The sequence below is a fragment of the Deinococcus aerolatus genome (assembly GCF_014647055.1).
Classification (GTDB): domain Bacteria; phylum Deinococcota; class Deinococci; order Deinococcales; family Deinococcaceae; genus Deinococcus; species Deinococcus aerolatus.
In genome coordinates, this window is record NZ_BMOL01000007.1 from 13,158 (window position 1) to 35,160 (window position 22,003).

At 67.7% G+C, this 22,003-nt stretch carries 19 protein-coding genes; 13 read left to right on the forward strand and 6 right to left on the reverse strand.

Annotated features, from left to right (window positions below; genetic code table 11):
- Window positions 1-23: 23 nt before the first annotated feature.
- Window positions 24-941, reverse strand: coding sequence for an Ig-like domain-containing protein (locus tag IEY31_RS08835; RefSeq protein WP_188971038.1), 918 nt, complete (start codon window positions 939-941; stop codon window positions 24-26).
- A gap of 366 nt (window positions 942-1,307) precedes the next feature.
- Entirely contained in the window at window positions 1,308-2,717 is a 1,410-nt protein-coding gene (locus IEY31_RS08840; protein ID WP_188971040.1) for an MDR family MFS transporter, read from the reverse strand.
- Between the two features lie 129 nt (window positions 2,718-2,846).
- Here IEY31_RS08840 and IEY31_RS08845 point away from each other — a divergent pair, with 129 nt between their 5' ends.
- Entirely contained in the window at window positions 2,847-3,821 is a 975-nt protein-coding gene (locus IEY31_RS08845; protein ID WP_188971335.1) for an aldo/keto reductase, read from the forward strand.
- Between the two features lie 80 nt (window positions 3,822-3,901).
- Here IEY31_RS08845 and IEY31_RS08850 read toward each other — a convergent pair whose 3' ends face one another.
- The 4 genes from IEY31_RS08850 to IEY31_RS08865 all read right to left on the reverse strand — a co-directional run bounded on the left by IEY31_RS08850 (window position 3,902) and on the right by IEY31_RS08865 (window position 7,675).
- Window positions 3,902-4,372 (reverse strand): MaoC family dehydratase, encoded by a 471-nt coding sequence (locus tag IEY31_RS08850; protein WP_188971042.1) that lies wholly within the window; start codon window positions 4,370-4,372, stop codon window positions 3,902-3,904.
- A complete protein-coding gene (locus IEY31_RS08855; protein ID WP_188971043.1) occupies window positions 4,365-5,234 on the reverse strand; it encodes an HpcH/HpaI aldolase/citrate lyase family protein in 870 nt (289 codons plus the stop codon). The genes IEY31_RS08850 and IEY31_RS08855 overlap by 8 nt, the downstream gene beginning before the upstream one ends.
- 72 nt (window positions 5,235-5,306) lie before the next feature.
- Window positions 5,307-6,893 carry a hypothetical protein gene (locus IEY31_RS08860; RefSeq protein WP_188971044.1) on the reverse strand — a complete coding sequence of 529 codons (1,587 nt, stop codon included), beginning with the start codon at window positions 6,891-6,893 and terminating at the stop codon, window positions 5,307-5,309.
- Window positions 6,890-7,675, reverse strand: a complete 786-nt coding sequence (locus tag IEY31_RS08865; RefSeq protein WP_188971045.1) for an ABC transporter ATP-binding protein — start codon at window positions 7,673-7,675, stop codon at window positions 6,890-6,892. The genes IEY31_RS08860 and IEY31_RS08865 overlap by 4 nt, the downstream gene beginning before the upstream one ends.
- A 90-nt stretch (window positions 7,676-7,765) precedes the next feature.
- On the opposite strand from IEY31_RS08865, the gene IEY31_RS08870 reads away from it, so the two are divergent.
- The 12 genes from IEY31_RS08870 (at window position 7,766) to IEY31_RS08925 (ending at window position 21,984) form a co-directional block, all read left to right on the forward strand.
- The gene (locus tag IEY31_RS08870; protein WP_188971046.1) at window positions 7,766-8,380 is read left to right on the forward strand and encodes a septum site-determining protein MinC; all 615 of its coding nucleotides are present in this window, start codon (window positions 7,766-7,768) and stop codon (window positions 8,378-8,380) included.
- Between the two features lie 191 nt (window positions 8,381-8,571).
- Complete coding sequence (rimP, locus tag IEY31_RS08875) at window positions 8,572-9,087, forward strand: ribosome maturation factor RimP (RefSeq protein ID WP_188971047.1); 516 nt, start codon at window positions 8,572-8,574, stop codon at window positions 9,085-9,087.
- A 37-nt stretch (window positions 9,088-9,124) separates the two neighbouring features.
- A complete protein-coding gene (gene nusA / locus IEY31_RS08880) occupies window positions 9,125-10,312 on the forward strand; it encodes a transcription termination factor NusA (RefSeq protein WP_039684483.1) in 1,188 nt (395 codons plus the stop codon).
- 3 nt (window positions 10,313-10,315) lie between these two features.
- Complete coding sequence (locus IEY31_RS08885) at window positions 10,316-10,639, forward strand: YlxR family protein (RefSeq protein WP_188971049.1); 324 nt, start codon at window positions 10,316-10,318, stop codon at window positions 10,637-10,639.
- Window positions 10,632-12,500 carry a translation initiation factor IF-2 gene (gene infB, locus IEY31_RS08890; RefSeq protein WP_188971051.1) on the forward strand — a complete coding sequence of 623 codons (1,869 nt, stop codon included), beginning with the start codon at window positions 10,632-10,634 and terminating at the stop codon, window positions 12,498-12,500. Before IEY31_RS08885 ends, infB begins: the two co-directional genes overlap by 8 nt.
- Before the next feature lie 303 nt (window positions 12,501-12,803).
- On the forward strand, window positions 12,804-13,166 hold the full coding sequence (locus IEY31_RS08895) for a hypothetical protein (RefSeq protein WP_229723441.1): 363 nt from the start codon (window positions 12,804-12,806) through the stop codon (window positions 13,164-13,166).
- 126 nt (window positions 13,167-13,292) lie between these two features.
- Complete coding sequence (gene secD / locus IEY31_RS08900) at window positions 13,293-15,605, forward strand: protein translocase subunit SecD (RefSeq protein WP_188971339.1); 2,313 nt, start codon at window positions 13,293-13,295, stop codon at window positions 15,603-15,605.
- A gap of 136 nt (window positions 15,606-15,741) precedes the next feature.
- Complete coding sequence (gene argC, locus IEY31_RS08905) at window positions 15,742-16,815, forward strand: N-acetyl-gamma-glutamyl-phosphate reductase (RefSeq protein ID WP_188971053.1); 1,074 nt, start codon at window positions 15,742-15,744, stop codon at window positions 16,813-16,815.
- 267 nt (window positions 16,816-17,082) lie between these two features.
- A complete protein-coding gene (gene lysS / locus IEY31_RS08910) occupies window positions 17,083-18,270 on the forward strand; it encodes a homocitrate synthase (RefSeq protein WP_188971055.1) in 1,188 nt (395 codons plus the stop codon).
- Window positions 18,271-18,292: 22 nt separating this feature from the next.
- Window positions 18,293-19,108 (forward strand): PhzF family phenazine biosynthesis protein, encoded by an 816-nt coding sequence (locus tag IEY31_RS08915; RefSeq protein ID WP_229723442.1) that lies wholly within the window; start codon window positions 18,293-18,295, stop codon window positions 19,106-19,108.
- Between the two features lie 49 nt (window positions 19,109-19,157).
- Window positions 19,158-20,198: a 23S rRNA (adenine(2503)-C(2))-methyltransferase RlmN gene (rlmN, locus tag IEY31_RS08920; protein ID WP_188971057.1), complete on the forward strand. Its 1,041-nt coding sequence runs from the start codon at window positions 19,158-19,160 to the stop codon at window positions 20,196-20,198.
- A 163-nt stretch (window positions 20,199-20,361) separates the two neighbouring features.
- On the forward strand, window positions 20,362-21,984 hold the full coding sequence (locus IEY31_RS08925) for a tetratricopeptide repeat protein (RefSeq protein ID WP_229723443.1): 1,623 nt from the start codon (window positions 20,362-20,364) through the stop codon (window positions 21,982-21,984).
- The last annotated feature ends 19 nt before the right edge of the window (window positions 21,985-22,003 follow it).

A 22,003-nucleotide genomic window follows, 5' to 3' on the forward strand; every position in this document is an offset into this window, starting at 1 on the left:
AGCTACGGGGCTGAAGAGAAATTTTAGTTTGCGGGAACGATATCCACGTAATTCAACTTGGTATTCTGGCCGCCCTTGGCGTCAATGGTGAGCTTGCCATCTGCAACCGTCACCATGACAGTGGCGGACTTAAACTGTCCAGCAAGTGTCGGAACGAATTTGCTGATCGCGTTCGTGCCTTCGACGTTGATGGTGTGCGAGCTGTTCAGGTTGCGCTTGTCGGCGTCACCGACACTGACAGTCACGTTGTACTTGCCGTTGACCACCTTGTACTCGAACGCGCCGGGATCATTGGTGGCTGGGGCATTGCAGGTATTGCCAGTCGTGGGGGATCCGCACTGCATCTGGATCTGGGTGTATTGGCGGGCGTCCCCACCAGCAACGACGTTGGTGCCGTCGACAACGCGGTTGCGGGCGTTGTTGGTCAGGTCGAGCGGCACAGGAGTCGCCGTACCCGCGCTTGCTTCCGTCACCCAGCCGGTCATGCTGGCCGCCGTGTAGGCCGCGCCCGTGTTGGCCGTGTAACCTACAGGGGTCGTCGCAGCAGCTGTCTGGAAGTTGACCTTGGCGGTGGTCAGGCCGGGGGTAGTGTCAGCAGCCTCGACCTTAATCGTGATCACTGCGAACTTGGTGGTGTTCACGGTCGAGGTGGCAGTGATGTCAGCCGTGCCCACGGACTTACCAGTCACCAAGCCGGCGGCAGTCACAGTAGCTACGGCATCGTTGCTGCTCTTGAAGGTAAAAGTCTGGGCAGGGCTGTTGGTGCCAGTGGCCACCGCTTTTACCGTGGTGGTCTCATTAACTTTGATGGTGGCGGGCGTAGCAGTAACAGTCACGCCGGTCACGGTGGCCGCAGGCTGGGGTGTGGGAGCCGGGTTGCAGGCCATGATGGCGATCGAGGAGGTCAGGGCCAGGGCAATGGTGGCGGGACGGCGGAACATGGAGAATGTAGACATGCGTTACCTTACCTTTGATTGAAAGTGTCGAGAGGACGAAGGGCCTGGGATTGCAATCTGCAGCCTAACACGCATTGTTTCGGGCTGTGATCGGAAGTGCGCCTTGCACATTACGGACTGCAACCCCACCGTCGACAATCCCCCTGCCACGCTTTGCAGCCTCGCAGCGGGACCTGCATGATACCAATGGTGTGTAATCTCACCCTGTAAAACAAACAGTCGGTTAACGCTCCTCTGGACTGGGTGTTCAGGCAGATGGACTCAGCCAACCACGGGTTCATGCTTGTCCCCATCTTCTGTAGGGAGCGTTACTGAAACGTGAATGGACGGTAGGCCCAGCGCCAATTTCATTTACGGCACGGTTGACTGCGCCTCCCCTTCTAAGGCAAGGGGCGTGACCTTCAGCGTCAGGGTGAACACCAGCGCCACTGCTACCAGCCCCAGTGCCAGGAAATATGCCGACCGCAGGCCCTCGGCCAGTGCCGTGCCGCCGCTGGCGATGGCCGCCTCGCCGATCAGCAGGGCCATGACGGTCACGCCCAGCGCCCCGCCCATCTGGCGGGCGAACAGGACACCACTGGTGACGGCCCCCAGCTCGCCCTTGTCCGCCGCGCCCTGTGCCGAGAGCAGCAGCGTCAGCATGGAAAAGCCCATGCCGGAGCCGACCACAAAGCCCAGCGCGGAGGTGACCCACAGCGGCGCGTGGACCGTGAAGGTCAGCGCGGCGAAGACCACCACCAGCACCGCGAATCCCAGTTGCGAGATGCGGGCCAGTGGAATGCGCCGCATCAGTTGCGCGGCCAGGATGCTGGCCAGTGTCCAGCCCACCAGCGCCGGAGTCAGAATAGCGCCTGCTGCGGTTGCGCCCCGGCCGGTCACGCCCTGGGCGTACAGCGGCAGATAGGCGATCACGCCGAAGTAGGCCGCGCCCGCCAGAAGATTGGCAACAAAGGCCACGCGCGGAATCTGGTCACGCAGCGCCGACATGGGCAGCAGCGGCGAAGCGTGGCGGCTTTCCACCCACAGCGCCCCGGCCAAGATCAGCACGCCGGCGGCAGCCGCCCCCCAGTTTTTCAGCTCCAGGCCCCAGATCAGCAGGGCGCTGCCCGCCGTGAACAGCGCCGCGCCCCCCCAGTCCAGCTGCGTCTGGCGCCGCACGCCCGACTGCCGCAGGTAGCGCGACACCATGAAAAAGGCGGCCACCCCGAAAGGCAACGACACGAAGAAGGTCCAGCGCCACGACCACGTTTCGGTGAGCCAGCCGCCCAGCAGCGGCCCCACCAGACCGCTGATGCCCCAGACCCCACTGAACAGCGCCTGCACCCGCCCACGCTGTTCCAGGGTGTACAGCTCGCCGATGATGGTCAGCGCGATGGACAGCAGCGCCCCCGCACCCAGTCCCTGCAACGCGCGCGCGCCAATCAGCCAGCCCATATTCTGCGCCGCGCCGCACAGCACGCTGCCCAGTAGAAAAAGTGCCATCCCCGTCAGGTACAGCTTCTTGCGGCCCACAATGTCCGAACCCCGGCCCCACAGCGGACTGGAGACGGTGCTGGTCAACAGGTAGGCGGCAAAGGGCAGCGCGTAGAACGCCTGCCCGTTGAGGTCCTGAATCACGCTGGGCATGGCGCTGGCCACCACGCTGGATTCCAGCGCATTCAGGAAGACGCCCAGGATCAGGCCCACGGTGGCCAGCTTGCGGGCCTGATCCAGCGCGGCCTGATTCGGTGAAGCGGGAGCAGTCGTGGTGGGCGGGGTCACGCGCCAGAGGCTACTCCTGCGTGTTCTGCCAGAGGGTAGTCCGCCGTACCTGGACCGCCTGCGCCCTTATCAGAAGCCCAATACAAGCCTCACCTCTCCCGGCGTGGGTCTACCCTGAATCCCATGACCATGCATATGCGGAATCTGGGGGCCACCGGCCTGGGCGTCAGCGAGATCGGTTACGGGGCGTGGGGCATCGGCGCGGACATGTGGAAGGGCGCGCAGGACGACGAGAGTCTGCAGGCGCTGCGCCGCTACCTGGAACTGGGCGGCAACTTCATCGACACGGCCATGGGCTACGGCGACGGCCACAGCGAGCGGCTGGTGGGACAGGCAGCCCGCGACTATCCCGGCACAGTAGTGGCCACCAAGATCAGCCCCAAGAACGGACAGTGGCCCGCACAACCCGGCGTCCCGGCGAGCGAGGCGTTTCCCGCCGAACACGTCATCGCCATGACCGAGGCCAGCCTGGAGCGGCTGGGCCTGCCCCGCATCGACGTGCAGCAGTTTCACGTCTGGAACGACGCGTGGCTGGGGCAGGGCGACTGGCAGGACGCGGTCACGCAGCTCAAGCGCGACGGCAAGATCGGCCACTTCGGCATCAGCATCAACGACCACCAGCCGGACAATGCCGTGAAAGCGGTGGAGGCGGGCGTGGTGGAAACCGTGCAGGTGATCTACAACGTCTTTGACCAGTCGCCGCAGGACCGGCTGCTGGACGCCTGCCTCGCCAACGGGGTGGGCGTGATCGTGCGCGTGGCGCTGGACGAGGGCAGTCTGACCGGCAATATCACCGCCGGCACGGAATTTCCCGAGGGAGACTGGCGCAACCGTTACTTCGGCGGCAACCGCAAGGCGGAACTGCAGCCGCGTTTGCGGGCCATTGAGAGCGATCTGGGCATCAACAGTTCGCAACTGGCCGAGACCTCGCTACGCTTCGTGCTGAGCCACCGCGCCGTCAGCACCGTGATCGTGGGCATGCGCAGCGTCCGCAACGTGGAGCGCAATGTGGCGATTGCCAACGGCCAGGCGCTGCCCGCAGAGGACGTCGCCCGCCTGTACGCCCACCGCTGGGACCGCAACTGGTACGAGGCGGCCGAGTAACGTTCCCGGCTGGAGGCTGCTGAGGCCGAGGTGGACCAGGAGACGGCCCCGCCCACTCCGCCCTCAGCCTCCTCTCCCGGCTAGCCTCGACGCTGCAGCAGCATGGTGCGTTTGCACTGCGCCACCACCTCGCCGCGCTGGTTGATGGCGCGGTGCTCCACAGTGACCAGCCCCTGCTGCGGACGCGACCGGCTGTCCCGCGCCTCCAGCACCTCGGATTCGGCGTGGATGGTGTCGCCGTGAAATACGGGCTTCGGGAACACCACGTCGGTCAGCCCCAGGTTTGCCACCAGCGTCCCCAGCGTCAGCTCATGCACGCTCAGGCCCACCAGCAGACTGAGGGTCAGCAGGCTGTTCACCAGCGGCTGCCCGAACTCGGTCTGCGCAGCGTACTCGTGGTCCAGATGCAGCGGCTGAGGGTTCATGGTCAGGGTGGTGAACAGCACGTTGTCGGCCTCGGTCAGCGTGCGGGTGACGCGGTGGCGGATCACGGTGCCGGGGGTCAGTTCCTCGAAATACCGGCCCTGGGGGCGGTTCAGGTCTTCATTCATGTTCGGCCTCCGAAAGTTGCGCCAGCACAGCGCGGGCAGCAGTCAGCATGGGTTCGTCCACCATCTGGCCCTCGAAGCTGAAGGCCCCGTGGCCGCGTGCGGCAGCCGTGTGCGCGGCGTCCAGCAGGGCGCGGGCGCGGGCCGCTTCGGCAGGCGTGGCGCCGAAGAGATCGTGGGCCAGCGCCACCTGCGCCGGGTGGATGCACAGTTTACCCGCGTAGCCCAGGGCGCGGCCCTGCTCAGCGTCGGCACGGAAGGCAGCCTCGTCGTTCAGGGCCGTGACCACGATATCCAGCGCCGGTACGCCAGCCAGCCGCGCCGCCAGCGCCACCCGTGAGCGGGCGTACAGCACCTCCTGGTTGCCCGCCGTGCGCCGTCCCCCCAGGTCCGTCGTGTAGTCCTCCGCGCCGAAGTACGCCAGCGTCACTGCCTCCTCGCGCAGGATCTCCAGCGCGTTCCACACCCCCGCCCCGGTTTCCAGCCCGGCCAGGATGGGCAGGGTGAGGTTGTGCGCCCTGAATGCCTCGACAACGCGGTGGACATCTGCCGCCGATTCCAGTTTGGGCACCACCACACCTGCCAGTTCGGGGGTCAGGACCGCCAGATCGTCGGCAAAATACGGCGAGTGCGGGGCGTTGACACGCAGGAATACCGCCAGATGCGGCGCGGCGGCGATCAGGTCACGGGCGGCGTCGCGGGCAACCGGCCGGGCGGCGGCCTTGGCTTCCGCTGTGCCGGGAATGGCGTCTTCCAGGTCAATCACCACCGCGTCGGGGGCGCTGCGCGGCAGCTTGGCAATCAGATCGGCGCGGTTGCCGGGCGCGAACAGCATGGAACGGGGCCGCAGGGTAGGCGCAGGCATCAGCGCCGCCGCCAGGGGAACGTGGGGTGGGAGGGCATGGGGCCAGCATAGCCGCCGCAGCGGCGGAGGGCCTCACTGCACGTCGCTGCGCCGCAGGGCGTAGGCCACACCCAGCGCGATCACGGCCAGCGTCAGGCTGCCCAGTCCCCACAGCGCACCGCCGCTGGCTGCGTAGGCGGTGGCCGAGAGGCCGCCCTGAAAGACCAGCGTCAGCACCGTGTTCAGGAAGGGGGCACGCTGGCTGCGCCTGAAGGCGTCGGCGCGGCGCACCGGCAGGGGCTGCCACAGCACCATCAGGGCCGTGCCGCCGGTGCCCAGCAGCAGCAGCGGCACCAGAAACAGCGTATGGGAGGTGCCCAGCGCTCCCCGCAGCCCCAGCACCGCCAGCGCCACCAGCCCCAGCAGCACGGTGGGAATGACGGCAGCCAGCCACTTGTCGCGGCGCAGGGCCGCCGGACGGCGCGGGGCGCTGACCAGCAGGTCCGGGGCGTCCTCGGCGTTGAAAGTCAGGTGCGCCAGGGCCGCCGTGAGGCTGGCGGTCAGCAGCACGACGCCCGTTCCGCCGGCCGCACGCAGCCCCCCATCCCCCCGCGTCACCGAGAACAGCAGCGGCAGCAGGTAGACCAGCTGCAGCAGCGTGCGCGACAGCAGCTCCGGATCGCGGCCGATCAGCCGCCATTCCTTGAGCAGCGTGGCGCGGGACCCCGAGGCAAAGCGCAGTCCCCCCACCTGTGCCGGGCGAGCGGCACGGCCCCGGCCCTCCGGCGCGGCGATCTCCTGCGCGCCGCCCACAAACTGCCGGGTCAGCGCGTGGACGGTCACGGCAAAGACCGCCAGCGACAGCGCCAGCAGCAGCAGCGCGGGCAGCGGCTCCAGCCACGCGGCGCGGGCGGGCAGCCACAGCCACGCCTCCCGGTCCGGCCAGCCGGCCTGCCCCGGCGCAAAGCGGGTCAACGCCTCAAAGGCGGCACTGGACGCCCGGCCCCCACCCCGCTGCCCGCTGAGGTTGGCCCACTGCGTTCCCAGAAAGATGCCCGCCCCGAACAGCGCCCCCAGCACCGCCGACACCGTGCGGGTGCGCCGCACGCCCAGCCAGCGCACCAGCCCCAGCGTCAGCCACAGGCCCATGCTGGCGGCCAGCAGCGAGGCGCACAGCCACCACAGCGCCAGCCCCAGCCCACCGCGCCACACGCCCAGCACCAGCAGCGCCAGCGTCAGCGGCACCACCAGCAGACCCGCCGGCAGCGCCGCTGACAGGGCGACCCCCAGCGCCCGCGAGGCCAGCACCACGCGCGGCGGCAGCGGAGATTGCAGCAGCAGGTCCAGGTCACCCCGCGTGAACAGCGTCGTCAGGGCCGCCCTCACCGCCGCCGACAGCATCAGCGTCAGGAAGAAGGCCAGGGCCAGCAGCACCGGCCCCAGCGCCGCGTCCGGCAGCGGCGCGTTCAGGGCCCGGTCTGCCAGCGCAGTGCGCAGCGCGAAGTAACCGCCCACCACCGCCAGCACCACCACGGCCAGTGCGACGAACAGCCCGGCGCGCTGGCCGCCGGTCAGCGCCTGCCACTGCCACCGCAGTTGCCGGGCCAGCAGCCACGGCAGGCTGCCGGGTCTGGGGCCTCTGGGGCGGGAGGCAGGCGAATTGACGGCCCCGGTTCTCACAGCCCCGCCACCACCTCGGCCTGCGGGGCGTCCAGGCCAGTTAGCAACAGGAAAGCGTCTTCCAGCGTGCCGGTGCCGGTGCGGGCCAGCAGCTGCGCAGGCGTGCCCTCGGCAATCAGCTGTCCGCCCGCGATGATGCCGATGCGTTCGGCCATGCGTTCGGCGATTTCCAGGATGTGGGTGGTCAGCACCACCGCGCCGCCGCCGTCGACGTACTGGCGCAGCGCGTCCTTGACCTGCCGCGAGGCTGCGGCGTCCAGCCCGGTCAGGGGCTCGTCCAGCAGCATCAGGCGTGGGCGGTGGATCAGCGCCCCGGCCAGCGCCAGTTTCTGCTTCATGCCGCGCGAGAAGCCCTCCACCCGCTCCTGACGGTGGTCCCACAGGTTCAGCCACTTCAGCAGACGTTCGGCCTCGGGCGCGGCCTGCGCGGCGTCCATGCCCCACAGGCCAGCCACGAATTCCAGGTACTCCGGCGCGCTGAGCTTGCCGTACAGCAGCGGATCGTCGGGCAGGTAGGCCAGAAGCTGCTTCGCGGCCTGGGCGTCGTGCTGAACACTGTGGCCGTAGATCAGCGCCGCGCCGCCATCGGGCCGCGTCAGGCCCGCGATCATGCGGATGGTGGTGGTTTTCCCCGCCCCGTTGGGGCCGAGCAGCGCGTACAGCTCGCCGGGACGCACCCGCAGACTCAGGCCCGAGACGGCTGCCCGGCCTGCAAACCATTTGTGCAGGTCCCGCAGCTCGAGGGCGGCGGTCTCGGTTTCGGCGGGGGTGGGCGCGGACATGCCCCCTTATACGGGAGCGGGGGGTGAGAGGTTGCCGCGTCCCGAACCTGCGGCGGCCGTGACGCCAGCTTGGACGCTAGATTGAGGGTCATGAAGTTACGGGGCACGCTGGGCGGTCTGAATCTGCTGTTGGAACCGGGCGACACTGCCGAAAGTGTGTCGCGGGGACTGGTTATGCCCAACCTGTCGGGCAGCAGCGTGACCATCGAGGTCAGCGGCGACGCCGACATGGGCGCGCTGGAGCGGGCGCTGCACCTGATCCGCGAGGCGGGGGGCCAGCCGGGCCGCATCCGGGCGCCGCGCGTCACGGTGGCCTCCCCTGCCCAGGCCGCGCCCGAGGCCCACCCGATCGACAGCGCCCGCACGGTGATCGTGCCGCATACCATCCGTGCCGGCTCGCGCAACGAGTACCGGGGCAGCGTGATTGTGCTGGGCGACGTGAACCCCAGCGCCGAGGTGATTGCGGGCGGCGACGTGATCGTGATCGGGGCGCTGCGCGGCCTCGCCCACGCCGGGCAGGGCGGCTACAGCGACGCCATCGTGTGGGCGCGGCCCATCGCCAGCCCCCAGATCCGCATCGGCGACGCCGTGGCCCGCGCCCCCGAGGGCAGCAGCCTGAGCAACATGCGGGTGCGCGGCGGCGAGCCGGTGGCCGAACTGGCAAAGTTGCAAGACGGGGTCATCGTGATCGACGCCCAGAAGTAGCGGGACCACGCCACAGACACGGGAAACCCGCCCTCCACCACGACTTTGTGACGCCTCTCGCCGCCCAAATCGGCCCATCGGCTATACTGGGCCTTGAAATTCCTCGAACTGGGGGGTGGGTGCAGGACAGCCCACCTCTTTTCGTGGAGGGGGTGGTCAGGTGGGCAGCCCGCACGGGAGGCCCCGACAATATGAATAACAACGCAACCGACAACTCAGACGGCCAGACGGCCAACAATTCAGCGGTTAAGCCGGACAGTCAGATCGCCCGGCTGCAGGCCATCGCGCAGCAAGGGGTTCAGCCGCTGGGCTTCGAGGTGCTGGAAGTTCAGCTTCAGAATGCCGGCGGCGAGCCCATCGTGCTGGTGCGGATCGACCGCCTGGACGAACAGCCCGTCACCATGGCAGACCTGACCGGGGCCAGCCGCGCTGCCGAGGCCGAGTTCGACCGGGTCGACCCGATTGCAGGCGAGTACCGCCTGGAATTCGAGTCGCCGGGGGCCAAGCGCCCGCTGCTGCGCGCCCGGCACTTCGAGCGCATGGTGGGCCTCAAGGCGCGGGTGCGCGGCGACGGTCAGGCGTTCACCGCGCCGATCAGGGCTGTGGACGGCGAGAACGTGACCTTCGACGTGGACGGCGACGACGTGACGCTGCGCGCCGGCACCTTCACCGCCAACCTGGCCGAGTTCCCGGACCGCCACCGCTGAGGCCCGGCCGCCTCCACAACAACAAAGGAAGAGTGAGATGACCCAACCCGAATTCAATTTTGCCGACGCGCTGCGTGAAGTGGCGCAGGCCCGCAACATCAACGAACTGGCGCTGATCCAGGCCTTCGAGGAGTCGCTGGCGCAGGCCTACACACGCAACGTGGAGCCGGACAAGCGCATCGAGGTCCACCTGGACCCGGTCAGCGGCGAGCTGGAAGTGCTGGTGGTGCGCGAGGTCGTGGAAGTGATCGAGGACGAGCACCTGCAGATCTCGCTGGCCGACGCGCTGGAGCTGGACCCCGGCGTGGAACTGGGCATGGAGATGGAGTTCCCGGTGGACCGCGAGAAGTTCTCCCGCATTGCCCTGCAGGCCGCCAAGCAGACCCTGACCCAGAAGATGCGCGAGACCGAGCGCAACGTGGTCTTCAACGAGTACAAGGACCGCGAGGGCCAGGTGCTGACCGCGCAGGTGGTCCGCAGCGACAACAAGGGCAACTGGTTCGTGGAGCTGGGCGCGGGCGAGGCGATTTTGCCCCCCCGCGAGCAGATTCCCGGCGAGAAGCTGACCCCCGGCAACCGCGTCAAGATCTACCTCAAGGAGGTCCGCAAGACCCCCAAGGGGCCGACGATTCTGGCGAGCCGCGCCGACGAGCGACTGCTGGACTACCTGCTGCGCCAGGAGATCCCCGAAGTCGCCAACGGCATCGTGGAGATCAAGGCGATCTCGCGCGAGGCTGGCCAGCGCAGCAAGGTGGCGGTCTTTAGCCACAACTCCAACGTGGATCCCATCGGCGCGTGCATCGGCCACCGGGGCAACCGCATCCAGGCCGTGACCGGCGAGCTGGGCCGCGAGCGCGTGGACGTGATCCTGTGGGACGCCAACCTGCGCGACTTCATCCGCAACGCGCTGTCCCCAGCCAAGGTGGGATTGATCGAGGTGCTGCCGGACCGTCAGGAAGCCACCGTCACGGTCACGCCGGACCAGCTGTCCCTGGCCATCGGCAAGGGCGGGCAGAACGTGCGGCTGGCGGCTAAGCTGACCGGCTTCAAGATCGACCTGCGCGAGACTGCCGCCATCAGCGACCTCGACGCCGCCATGCAGCAGGCACTGCAGGATGAGCAGGAAGGCCGCGAGGCTGACGTCGCGCAGTCCGCCTTCGACGCGCTGTTCAAGGACAGCAAGTCGGTGGCGACCGCCAGCCCGGAAGACATCGGGGAGCAGTAAGGTTTGCACGCCGCCCTGCCCACCCCGCACCCCGCGCATGTGCCCGAGCGCAGCTGCGTGGCCTGCCGCCGCAAGCGCCCCCAGGCTGAATTCCTGCGGGTCACGCGGGTGGGCGGCAGGTGGGACCTGCGGGCCGGACACAGGGTAGGACGGGGCGCGTATGTCTGCGCCGACACGCCCGAATGCTGGCAGGAAAAGCGGCTGCGGCGGGCCTTTCGTGCCCAGGCCGCCGAAATCGCAGCGCAACTTCAAACGCAACACGCAGCACCACAACAGCAATCTTCCGCGCCGTCTGCGCGGGTCTCACCGGAGGTGAGTCATGTCTAAAGTTCGAATTTACACGCTGGCCAAAGAGCTGAATCTGGAAAACGCCAGGATGCTGGAAATCCTCGACGGTCTGGGCGTCTCGTACAAGAGCGTCAGCAGTACCATTGAGGAAGACACGGTAGAACTGATCAAGCAGATTGTGGCCGAGGAAGGAACAGGCAGCGGAGACGAGGTCACCCAGGCCCCGGCTGCCGCGCCTGCCGACGCCCCGGACACGGCGAAGGGCGATGCAGCCCCGCAGGCGTCTCAGCCCGCTGCGCCCGCTGCCGCACAACCCGCCGCCCAGGCCCAAGCCCCGGCCTCCGCCACGGCCACCCAGGGCCGTGACGACGTCGTTTCCGACGCGTCCAAGGCAGAGATTCCGCACCGCGCCCCGGTCGTGACCATCATGGGCCACGTCGACCACGGTAAGACCTCGTTGCTGGACTACATCCGCAAGACCAAGGTGGCCGCCAAGGAAGCGGGCGGCATCACGCAGCATGTGGGGGCCTTTGAGGCGCAGACCTCCAAGGGCAGGATCGTGTTTATTGACACGCCCGGTCACGAGGCGTTCACGACCATCCGCGCACGCGGGGCCAACGTCGCCGACATCGCCATCATCGTGATCGCTGCCGACGACTCGCTGATGCCCCAGACCCGCGAGGCCATCGCGCACGCGCAGGCGGCCAAGGTGCCGATGATCATCGCCATCAACAAGATGGACCTGCCGCAGGCCAACCCCGACAAGGTCAAGACTGACCTCACACAGCTCAACCTCGTGCCCGAGGAATACGGCGGCGACCTGATCGTGGTGCCGGTCAGCGCCAAGACCGGCGAGGGCGTCGAGGACCTGCTGGAGTACATCAGCCTGAACGCCGAACTTGAGGACCTGCGCGCCGACCCCAAGGGCACGTTCGCGGGCGTGGTGATCGAGGGCCGTGTGGACAAGCAGTCCGGCGTGCTGGCCACCGTGATGGTGCAGGAAGGCACGCTGCACGTGGGCGATTTCCTGGTGGTGGGCGAGAACTACGGCAAGATCAAGGCCATGACCGACAGCGCGGGCGGGCGCATCAAGGAGGCCGGCCCCAGCACCCCGGTGCAGATCCTGGGCTTCAGCGAGGTGCCCACCAGCGGCGAGAAGGTCAGCAGCGCCAAGAACGAACACGCCGCGCGTGACCTGATTGCCACCCGCGCAAGCGACCGCCGCGACACCGAGAACGCCCAGGTGCAGCGCAAGTTGACCCTGGAGGAGATGATGGGGCCGCTGAGCACCGTGCGGACCGTCAACCTGATTCTGCGTGCCGACACCCAGGGCAGCGTGGAGGCCATTCAGGGCATCCTGGCCCGCAAGGAGTCCGAGGACATCAAGATCAACGTGATGCTGGCCGGCATCGGCGCGCCCACCGAGGGCGACGTGCTGCTGGCCGGCACCGCCGAGGCCACCATCCTGTGCTTCAGCGTCACGGCCCCCGGCAGCGTCAACAAGATCGCCGAGAACAAGGGCGTGGACATCAAGTCCTTCCGCATCATCTACGAACTGATCGACGAGGTCGACCGTCTGATGAAGGGCAACATCGAGCCCGTGTTCGAGGAGAAGTACCTGGGCCGCGCCGAGGTCCGCATGGTGATCAAGCACCCGCGCTTCGGCAACATTGCCGGGTCCTACGTCACCGACGGCAGCCTTAAGCGCAACGCGAAAGCGAAGGTCACGCGCGGCAAGGAGACCGTCTACGAGGGCACGCTGGTGGGCCTCAAGCGCCTCAAGGACGACGTGCGCGAGGTGCAGACCGGCTACGAGTGCGGGATCAACCTGGACTGGGACGGCGCGGAAATCGGCGACATCATCGAGGCCAGCGAGATGGTGGAAGTCGAACAGGCCTAAGCCTGGGCCATCAAAGCATTGTTAAACGAAGGGGCCGTTCCTGAAGGGGGGCGGCCCTCTTTCTTATACGTCCCAGCGGTGATCTAGCGGGTCGATTGTGCGATGGAGGCCGTGCGTGCTCCGTTGTGCCAGGGGTTCCGGGTGCCAGCGATCTTGAGCCAGCTTCCTTGCGTCTCACGTGTCAGAAACGGCTTCCGGCCCTGCGCCCGACCTCGCCATAGGCCGCGAAGAAATGGCGAGAACGGCGCAGAAGGTGTAGGCGGTTGTCTCCCCGTCAGTCCAGGCTTGGTATGCTGTGGCGCTTTGCACCCCTCTCCCACCCCTGCCCCCACCTGGCTGACGCGGCCCTGGCTTTCCCGGCTGCGCGCCTGGCCGGGTGTACTGACGCTGCTGTCGGTGCTGGCGGTGGCGCTGGGAACCCCGGTGCGTCCGCCGGAGGTGGGCCAGCGCCTGAGCGCCAGCAACGTGGCCCCCGCCCTGCCCGAGGTCCGCGCCGCGCCGCAGCCGGGACCGGGCGTGACGGTGCTGACGCCGCCGCCCCCCGCCGAAGCGGTCGGGGTGATCCGGGAGCCGGCCGGCAGTCTGGCCGTGCGCTGGAGCTGGCAGCAGCCCGCTCCCCTCAGTGACCTGAATGTGCTGGGACGGCGCCAGACGGACGGCGGCTAGGGCAAGAGCCGTCCAGAAGCACCACCCAGCCCCGAATCTTTTCTTCCTCTCTTCTGCACGTCTTTTTGCACAGAGAGGGCCGGAATGTGGCCGCAGGCCAGCGTTCCCCCCGACAGGAGCTTCACCGTGACCTACGGCAACAACCGCAACAAGAACAAGGGGGGCAACGACCGCCGTCCGCCGCCCCCCCAGCGCAAGCCCACCCCCAGCGCTGCCCGGTCCAATCCCTGGACCGGCGTGCTGCTGCTGCTCACCCTGCTTGCCAGCCTGGCCTACATCTGGCGGCCCTGGGAGCACCCCAACAACCTGGGCAGCATCTGGAACGACAAGTTCCAGTTCATCACCTTGGGCCTGGACCTCAAGGGCGGCCTGCGGATCGAGTTGGCCCCCGAATCCGGCACCGCCACCAAGGACGAGCTGGACCGCGTCAAAACCGTGATCGAGAACCGCGTCAACGCCCTGGGCGTGGCCGAACCCACCGTGACGGTGGCCGGCGGCAAGCGCGTCGTGGTGGAGATTCCCGGCGCGACGCCTGCCGTGCAGCAACGCGCCCGCGAGATCATTCAGCAGACGGCCAAGCTGGAATTCAGAATCGTCAAGAACGGCGAGCAGCCTGATCCGGCACTCAGGGCCGAGAAACCCGGCTCCGGCGGCTACACGCTGGCGCAGCTCGGCCCGGTGGAGGCCACCGGGGAAGTGGTGGAAAACGCCACCTCCGGCACGAACCCGCAGACCGGACAGTGGGTGGTGAATTTTCAGACCACCGACAAGGGCGCACAGACCTTTGGCGACTTCACCGGCAAGAACGTGAACAAGCTGATGGCCGTGGTTCTGGACGACCAGATCCAGAGCGTGGCGACCATCAACCAGCGCCTGTTCCGCGACATCCAGATCAGCGGTTCCTTCACGCCCGAAGAGGCCAATCAGCTTGCGCTGGTGCTGAAGTCCGGGGCGCTGCCCATCAAGATCAAGACCGAGGCTGAACGCGCCATCGGGCCGACACTGGGGGCGGACGCCATTCGCAGCGGCGCGATTGCCGCCGTGGTGGGCATTGCGCTGGTGTTCGTGATGCTGTTCGCGTATTACGGCCTGTGGTTCGGGCTGGTGGGCGCGCTGGGTCTGCTGTTTTCCAGCATCCTGATTCTGGGGATGCTGGCAGGCTTCGGGGCCACCCTGACGCTGCCGGGCATCGCGGGTCTGGTGCTGACCATCGGGGCCGCCGTGGACGGCAACGTGATCTCCTTCGAGCGCATCAAGGAGGAGCTGTTCCGGGGCAAGGGCATCAAGAATGCCATCGACGCCGGGTACAAGCACTCCACCGCCGCGATTCTGGACGTCAACGCCTCGCACCTGCTGTCTGCCATCGCGCTGTACAACTACTCCACCGGACCGGTCAAGGGCTTTGCCGTCACCCTGATGATCGGCGTGGTGGCCGCGACGTTCTCCAATCTCGTGTTTGCCAAGTGGTTCATCAAGTGGATCGCCCAGCGCCATCCGAATGTCACTGCGCCGCAGTGGATCAAGAACACCCGCATCGACTTCATCAAGGCCGCGCCGTACATCACCAGCGCCAGCCTGCTGCTGGCCGTGATCGGCGGCGGCGTGCTGGCCACCAAGGGCCTGAACTACGGGGTGGACTTCACTTCCGGCACCACCCTGACCCTGCGGACCGATGCCACCACCAACACCGAGCAGGTGCGTGTGGCGGCGGCCGGCGCAGGCCTGGAGAAGGTCAACGCGCAGAACGCCGCCATCCAGCGTGACATTAACCCCGCGCAGCAGGGGGCGCAGTACAGCATCAAGGTGCCGGAACTGACCTCCGCCGAGGCGCAGACGCTGGGCGCGGCCCTGAGCAAACTGCCCGGCGGCGAGGTGCAGGCCACCGAGACCGTCGGTCCCGCCGTCGGCAAGGAGCTGACCCAGAAGACCATCTACGCGGTGCTGCTGGGCCTGGGCCTGATTCTGGTGTACGTGGGCTTCCGCTTCGACTTCATCATGGGCCTGGGCAGCATTGTGGCCGTGCTGCATGACGTGGCCATCGTGATGGGCCTGTACTCGCTGCTGGGGCTGGAGTTCGGCATCGCCAGCGTGGCCGCGCTGCTGACGCTGATCGGCTACTCGCTCAACGACTCGATCATCGTCTCGGACCGCATCCGCGAGAACATCCGCGAGATACGCGGCCAGAGCTTCCGCCAGATCGTGAACACCAGCATCAACCAGACGCTCTCGCGCACCATCATGACCTCGGTCAGCACCATGCTGCCCCTGATCAGCCTGCTGATCTTCGGCGGCCCGGTGCTGCGCGACTTCAGCCTGGCGCTTCTGGTGGGCATCCTCATCGGCACCTACAGCAGCATCTACATCGTGGCGCCGCTGGTGGTGTACGTCGAGGAATGGAACAAGAAGCGTCACAGCGAGGGCAAGGCCATCAAGGCCTGAGCGCTCCCGCTGTCGGCCCCGCCCCTCCGCTGTGGAGGCGGCGGGGCTTTTTTGTGACGGGCGAACCGCGTCCCGCCGGGTCTCCCCTAGCCACCCCCGCCCCGTCGCCCGCATTTTCGGGCAGAGTGGAGCGCGTATGAGCGCGCAATTTTCGGAACAACGGCCAGATTCAGAACGGCTGACCGTCGCCATCGTGGGCGGAAGCGGGTACGCAGGCGGGGAATTTCTCCGGCTGGCGCTGGGGCATCCGCACCTGAACGTCACACAGGTCACCAGCGAACGCAGCGCCGGGACGCCGGTCAGCCTGGTCCACCCCAACCTGCGCGGACGCACCAGTCTTAAATTCCGCAAGCTGGCCGAGTTGGAGGAAGCGGACGTGATCGTGCTGGCCCTGCCGCACAACTCGGCGGCCAAACGGCTGGCCGAGTTCGAGGGCAAGGGGCGCATCCTGATCGACCTGTCCGCCGACTTTCGCCTGAAAGACCCGGAAGTGTACGCGAAGGTCTACGGCGAGGCGCACCCCGCACCCGAGAAACTGGCGGAGTGGGTCTACGGCAACCCCGAACTGCACCGCGAAGACCTTGTCGGCGCCACCCGCATCGCCTGCGCGGGCTGCTTTGCCACCAGCGTGATCCTGGCGCTGTACCCCCTCCTGAAGCTGGGGGTGCTGCTGCCCAGGGACATCATTGCCACTGGACTGGTGGGCAGCAGCGCGGCGGGCGCAAGTGCCACTGACTCGTCGCACCACCCGGAGCGGGCGGGCAGCCTGCGGGTGTACAAGCCGGTGGGCCACCGCCACACCGCCGAGGCGCAGCAGGAACTGCCAGGCCACTTTCCGCTGCACCTGACCGCCATCAGCACGCCCAGGGTCCGCGGCATCCTGACCACCGTTCAGGCCTGGATTCCCGACGGCTACAGTGACCGCGACGTCTGGAGCGCGTACCGCGAGGTCTACGCCGCAGAGCCGTTCATCCGCATCGTCAAGGTGGCCAGGGGCGTTCACCGTTACCCCGATCCCATGCTGCTGGACGGCACCAACTACTGCGACATCGGGTTCGAGATGGACCAGGACACCGGGCGCGTGGTGCTGATGAGCGCTATCGACAATCTGGTCAAGGGCACGGCGGGCCACGCCATTCAGTCATTGAACATCGCGCAGGGCTGGGCCGAGACCACCGGGCTGGAGTTCGCGGGCCTGCACCCGGCATAGGCCAGCAGGCAGCAGGAGAGGCCCTTTGCAGCGGGGCTTCTCCCCATTTGTTGCACTGAACAACGGTTTCCGCATACGGACGTGCGCTGGACAGAAGAACGCCGACCGCCCACCCGTAGTGAGCACCTCTTCATGTCTCGGCCTGATGACCCTCAGCCAGCCGACACACATAGCGCACAGGGCGCCAGATATTTCATATGAAAAGTAATAGACGAATTTTCTTGACATTCAATAAGGCGACAGGCAGAATGGCGGGCAGAGGACTTCATGACCCAGCAAATCCCCCAGCCCGCCCAGTCCACCACCCCGCCCATTCCCGCCCGTTCCTGGGCAATCATCGACTCCACCCTGCGGGAGGGCGAGCAGTTTGCGCGCGGCAACTTTAAAAGCGATGACAAGGTGGAGGTGGCACGCGCCCTGGATGCCTTCGGGGCCGAGTACATCGAGCTGACCACGCCGATGGTCAGCGCCCAGACGGCGTGCGACATCCGCAGGCTGGCCGGGCTGAACCTGAACGCCAAATTGCTGACGCACGTGCGCTGCCACATGGAAGACGTGCAGCGTGCGGTGGACACCGGGGTGGACGGCCTAGACCTGCTGTTCGGCACCTCCAGCTTCCTGCGCGAGTTCTCCCACGGCAAGAACATCGGCCAGATCATCGAGTCGGCCCAGACGGTGATCGGCTGGCTCAAGACCCACCACCCGCAGCTGGAACTGCGCTTCTCCGCCGAGGACACCTTCCGTAGCGAGGAAACGGACCTGATGGCGGTGTACCGCGCCGTGTCTGATCTGGGCGTCGACCGCGTCGGGCTGGCCGACACGGTGGGTGTGGCGACGCCCCGGCAGGTGTACGCCCTGGTGCGCGAGGTCCGAAACGTGATCCGCGAGGGGTGCGGCATCGAGTTTCATGGTCACAACGACACCGGCTGCGCGGTGAGCAACGCCTACGAGGCCGTCGAGGCGGGCGCCACGCACATCGACACCACGATTCTGGGCATCGGCGAGCGTAACGGCATCACGCCGTTGGGGGGCTTTCTGGCCCGCATGTTCACCTTCGATCCGCAGGGGCTGGTGGATAAGTACAACCTGGAACTGCTGCCCGAACTGGACAACATGATCGCCCGCATGGTGGGCCTGCCAATTCCCTGGAACAACTACCTGACCGGCGAATTCGCCTACAACCACAAGGCCGGGATGCACCTCAAGGCCATCTACCTGAATCCCGGGGCCTACGAGGCCATTCCCCCCGGCGCCTTCGGCGTGGGCCGCCGCATTCAGGCCGCCAGCAAGGTCACGGGCAAGCACGCGATTGCCTACAAGGCCCGTGAACTGGGCCTGCACTACGGCGAGGACGCCCTGCGCCGCGTGACTGATCACATCAAAGCGCTGGCCGAGCAGGGTGATCTGGACGACGCGCACCTGGAAGCCCTGCTGCGCGAGTGGGTCAGTGCCTGAGCAGAGCGGGCACAATAAGGCCGTGACCCACCTCAACGTCCCAGTGCATTACCGCGTGCTTTCCGAGCGGGGCGCGGGCGGCAAGGCTGTCGCCGTATTTCCAGAGACGCAGGGCAATCTGCAAGCCAGGGCGGCGGCAGCCGGCACCCCCCTGAGTGTGTTCGTGCAGGCAGCCAGTGGGGCGGGCGTGGCGCTACGGGTCTTCACGCCGGACCGCGAGAAGGGCAGTTCCGACAGCGCGGCGGTGGCGGCCCTCACGCACCTGCAAGGCGACCTGCTGGACGTGGCCGAGGTCCACATGGGCGGCGAGAGCCTGCCGGCCCAGCTGTGCGGGGGCGAGTGGCTGCTGCGCCAGGGCGTGCCGGACGTCGCAGAACAGAGGGCAGACCTCTCACCCATCGGCCTGGGTGCCGGGCAGGTCTGGGTGGCGGGTCTGGGCCGGCCCACCCTGGTGGCCGAGGTGGCCGATCTGGCGGCGCTGGACGCCTTCATGCCGGATGCACAGGCGATTTCAAACGTAAACCGGGCGACAGGAACGACCGGTCTGATTCTGTTCTCAAGGGGCGGGGCGGGCCGGGCCGATCTGAGCCTCCGGGCCTTCGGGCCGCTCAGGGGCTTTCTGGAGGACGCCGCCAGCAGCAACATGCTGGCCTGCACGGTGGGCGTCCTGGGAGCGTCGGGCCGCCTGCCACGCGACACCAACCTGCTGCGGGCCGCCCAGCGAATGCCGGGACAACCGGCGCGGTTGAGCGTGCAATTTGCGGAGGTGGCCGGAGGAACCGAGGGGAATGGGGGCACCGAGGTCTGGGTGGGCGGGGCCGCCATGCCCTTAGCCTGAACAGCCCAGCGTCACGTTGCGCAGCACGCTGAACCCCTAGACTACCCCGATGCAGCTCCTTCTCGACCTTCACCCCGACGCCTACCCCCTAGAGGGCTTCCGGCGGACGCAGTTGCTGGAATGGGTCTACGTGCAGGGGGTGGGCGCTTTCGAGAACATGACCAATCTGCCTGCCGAACTTCGCGCCGAACTTGCCGGGCAGTTTCACCTCAACCCCTTCCGCGAGATCGAGACGGTCCGCAGCGCGGACGGCAGCGTCAAATATCTGTTCACGCTGCACGACGGCCGGCAGATGGAAGCAGTGTACATGCCGTACCTGGACCGCAAGACGGTGTGCGTGTCCACCATGGTGGGCTGCCCGGCCAAGTGCTCGTTCTGCGCGACTGGCGCCATGGGCTTCGGGCGCAACCTGACGCCCGGCGAGATCGTAGGGCAGGTGCTGGCGGTGGCCGGGGGCGAGGGCCTGGCCCCGCGCGAACTGCGCAACCTGGTGTTCATGGGCATGGGCGAGGCGATGCTGAACTACGACCACACCATGGCGGCGGCGCGCATTCTGCTGCACCCGCAGGCGCTGGGCATGAGCAAACGCCGCATCACGCTGTCCACGGTGGGCATTGCCAAGGGAATCACCCGGCTGGCCGCCGAGGATGATCTGGGCCTCAAGCTGGCCATCAGCCTGCACGCCCCCGACGAGGAAACCCGCCAGCGCATCATTCCCACCGGGGCGGCCAACTCGATCAGCGAGATCATGGCGGCGGCGCGCGAGTACCAGGGCGTGACCGGGCGGCGCATCACCTTCGAGTACACCATGCTGCGTGGGGTCAATGACGCCGTGTGGCAGGCTGAATTGCTGGCTGACCTGCTGCGCGGACTGGTCAGCCACGTCAACCTGATTCCCATGAACCCCTGGGAAGGCTCGGGCTTTCAGAGCACCTCGGAGGCCGATATCCAGGCGTTTTACGACACGCTGGAAGCGCGCGGCGTGGACGTCAGTGTGCGGCGTTCGCGCGGCAAGGATGCGGGCGCGGCCTGCGGGCAGCTGGCCCTGAAGCGGCCCGGCGCGGTGAGCGGACTCAGCGCGGCCCTGTAGTCCGTCACGCGGCCGGGGCGGGCCGCCTCCGGGTGCCCCCTCACCCCCTGTTGCCGTAAGAGTTATGGAAAAAGGCGGGTGCTACGCTGAGGGCGTTTTCATGACCTCAGGAGGCTCCCAGGTGAAGCAAAAAACACGTTCCAGTCGTTCCAGACGGGCTGCATTGACGGGACTGCTGCCCAGCCTGCTGGGGCTGGCAGGCGCCAGTTCGGCCCAGACCATGCTCGAGACCGTCACGTCCGTCGGCATTCAGAATACGTTGAATTCGTCGTCGGCTGTTCCCAGGCTTCCGGCGCTGCCCGTGGCCCAGAACGCCTCCGCCCAGAACCCCACCTCCCAGAGCGCTGCCACGCCGGTCACGCCCGCCTCGGCCACACCCGCCATGCCGGTCACGCCCCTGACCCCCGCCCAGCAGCTGGGCCTGTCAAAAGCCCAGGCCGCCTACACGGCCAAGCAGTACGCCCAGGCCCGCAGCGGCTTTGAGGCGCTGGTGGCGCAGAACTACGGCAACCCCGAACCCCATTTCGGGCTGGCCCTGGCCCTGCTGGCGCTGGGCAATGACAAGGATGCAGCCTTCGAGCTGAAACAGTTCATGGTGCTGGCGCCGGACCGTTACGAGGGACCGTACAACCTGGGTGTGATCGCGGGCCGGGCCGGGGACCACGCAGGGGCGCTGCAACTGTACGGACAGGCCGCCACGCTGATGGCGGACAAGGCCCCCGCCGCCACCCAGCGCCAGATTCTGGAGGCCCTGGCCGCCGAGCAGATCCGCATGGCCGACTTCGCCGCACTGAGCGCCACCCTGACCAGCATCACGGCGCTGGCCCCTGGCGATCTGGACGCGGCCTACCGACTGGCCCAGGCGCGGACCCTGGCGGGTCAGGGGGCCGAGGCGCTGCCCGGCCTGTACGCGGTGTTGCAGGCCGACGGCACCCGTATGGACGCCGCCCTGCTGCTGGCCGACATCTACGTGGCCCAGGGGTTGCCCGACCGCGCCGTACGGGAACTGGACGCCGCCGTGGGGCGGGTCAGGAAGGCCAGCGAGCGTTCAGCCCTGCTGCTGCGCAAGGCCGATCTCCTGCTGACCGGAGGCGACACGCGCGCGGCCCTGCTGGCGGCCAGCGCGGCCACCAAAGCGGACAAGTACAACGCGGCGGCCTTCGCACGCGAGGGCGAGTTGCGCGCCTTGCGCGATGACCGGTCCGGTGCCCTGACCGCCTACCTGAGCGCGGTGCGGCTGGCCCCCGACAGCGCTGTCTACCGCACCGCGCTGGCCGGCGTGCGCCTCACGCTGGGCCGCTTCCAGGAAGCCGAGGCCGATACGGCGCTGGTCCTGAAGCTCAAGCCGGACACGGCCACCTCGGCGCGGGCGCTGTACGTGCGCGGCATTGCCGCGTACCGTCAGAGCCGGCTGGTGGACGCGGTGGTGGCCCTCAAGGAAAGCCACCGGCGCCGCCCCGACGCCGACACTGCGCTGTGGCTGGGCCTGAGCCACTACGCCCGGAAAGACTATCCGGCGGCGGCCAACGCCCTGGCGGACAGCGTACGCCTGAACCCCACGCCCACGGCGCGGCTGAATCTGGCCTCTGCCCTGCTGGCCAGCGCCCGCTACCCGGAGGCCGAGGCCGTCCTGCGCGGTCTGGTCACCGAGAACCCTGCGGCCGCCGACGCGTGGTACATGCTGGGGCTGGCCCAGCGCTCACAGCGCCAGGACGCCCAGGCCCGCGTCTCGCTCCGGACAGCCGCTGACCTGGGGAGCAGCAAGGCCAGAGACGCACTGAAGTAGGAAGGCACCGGCAGTAGAC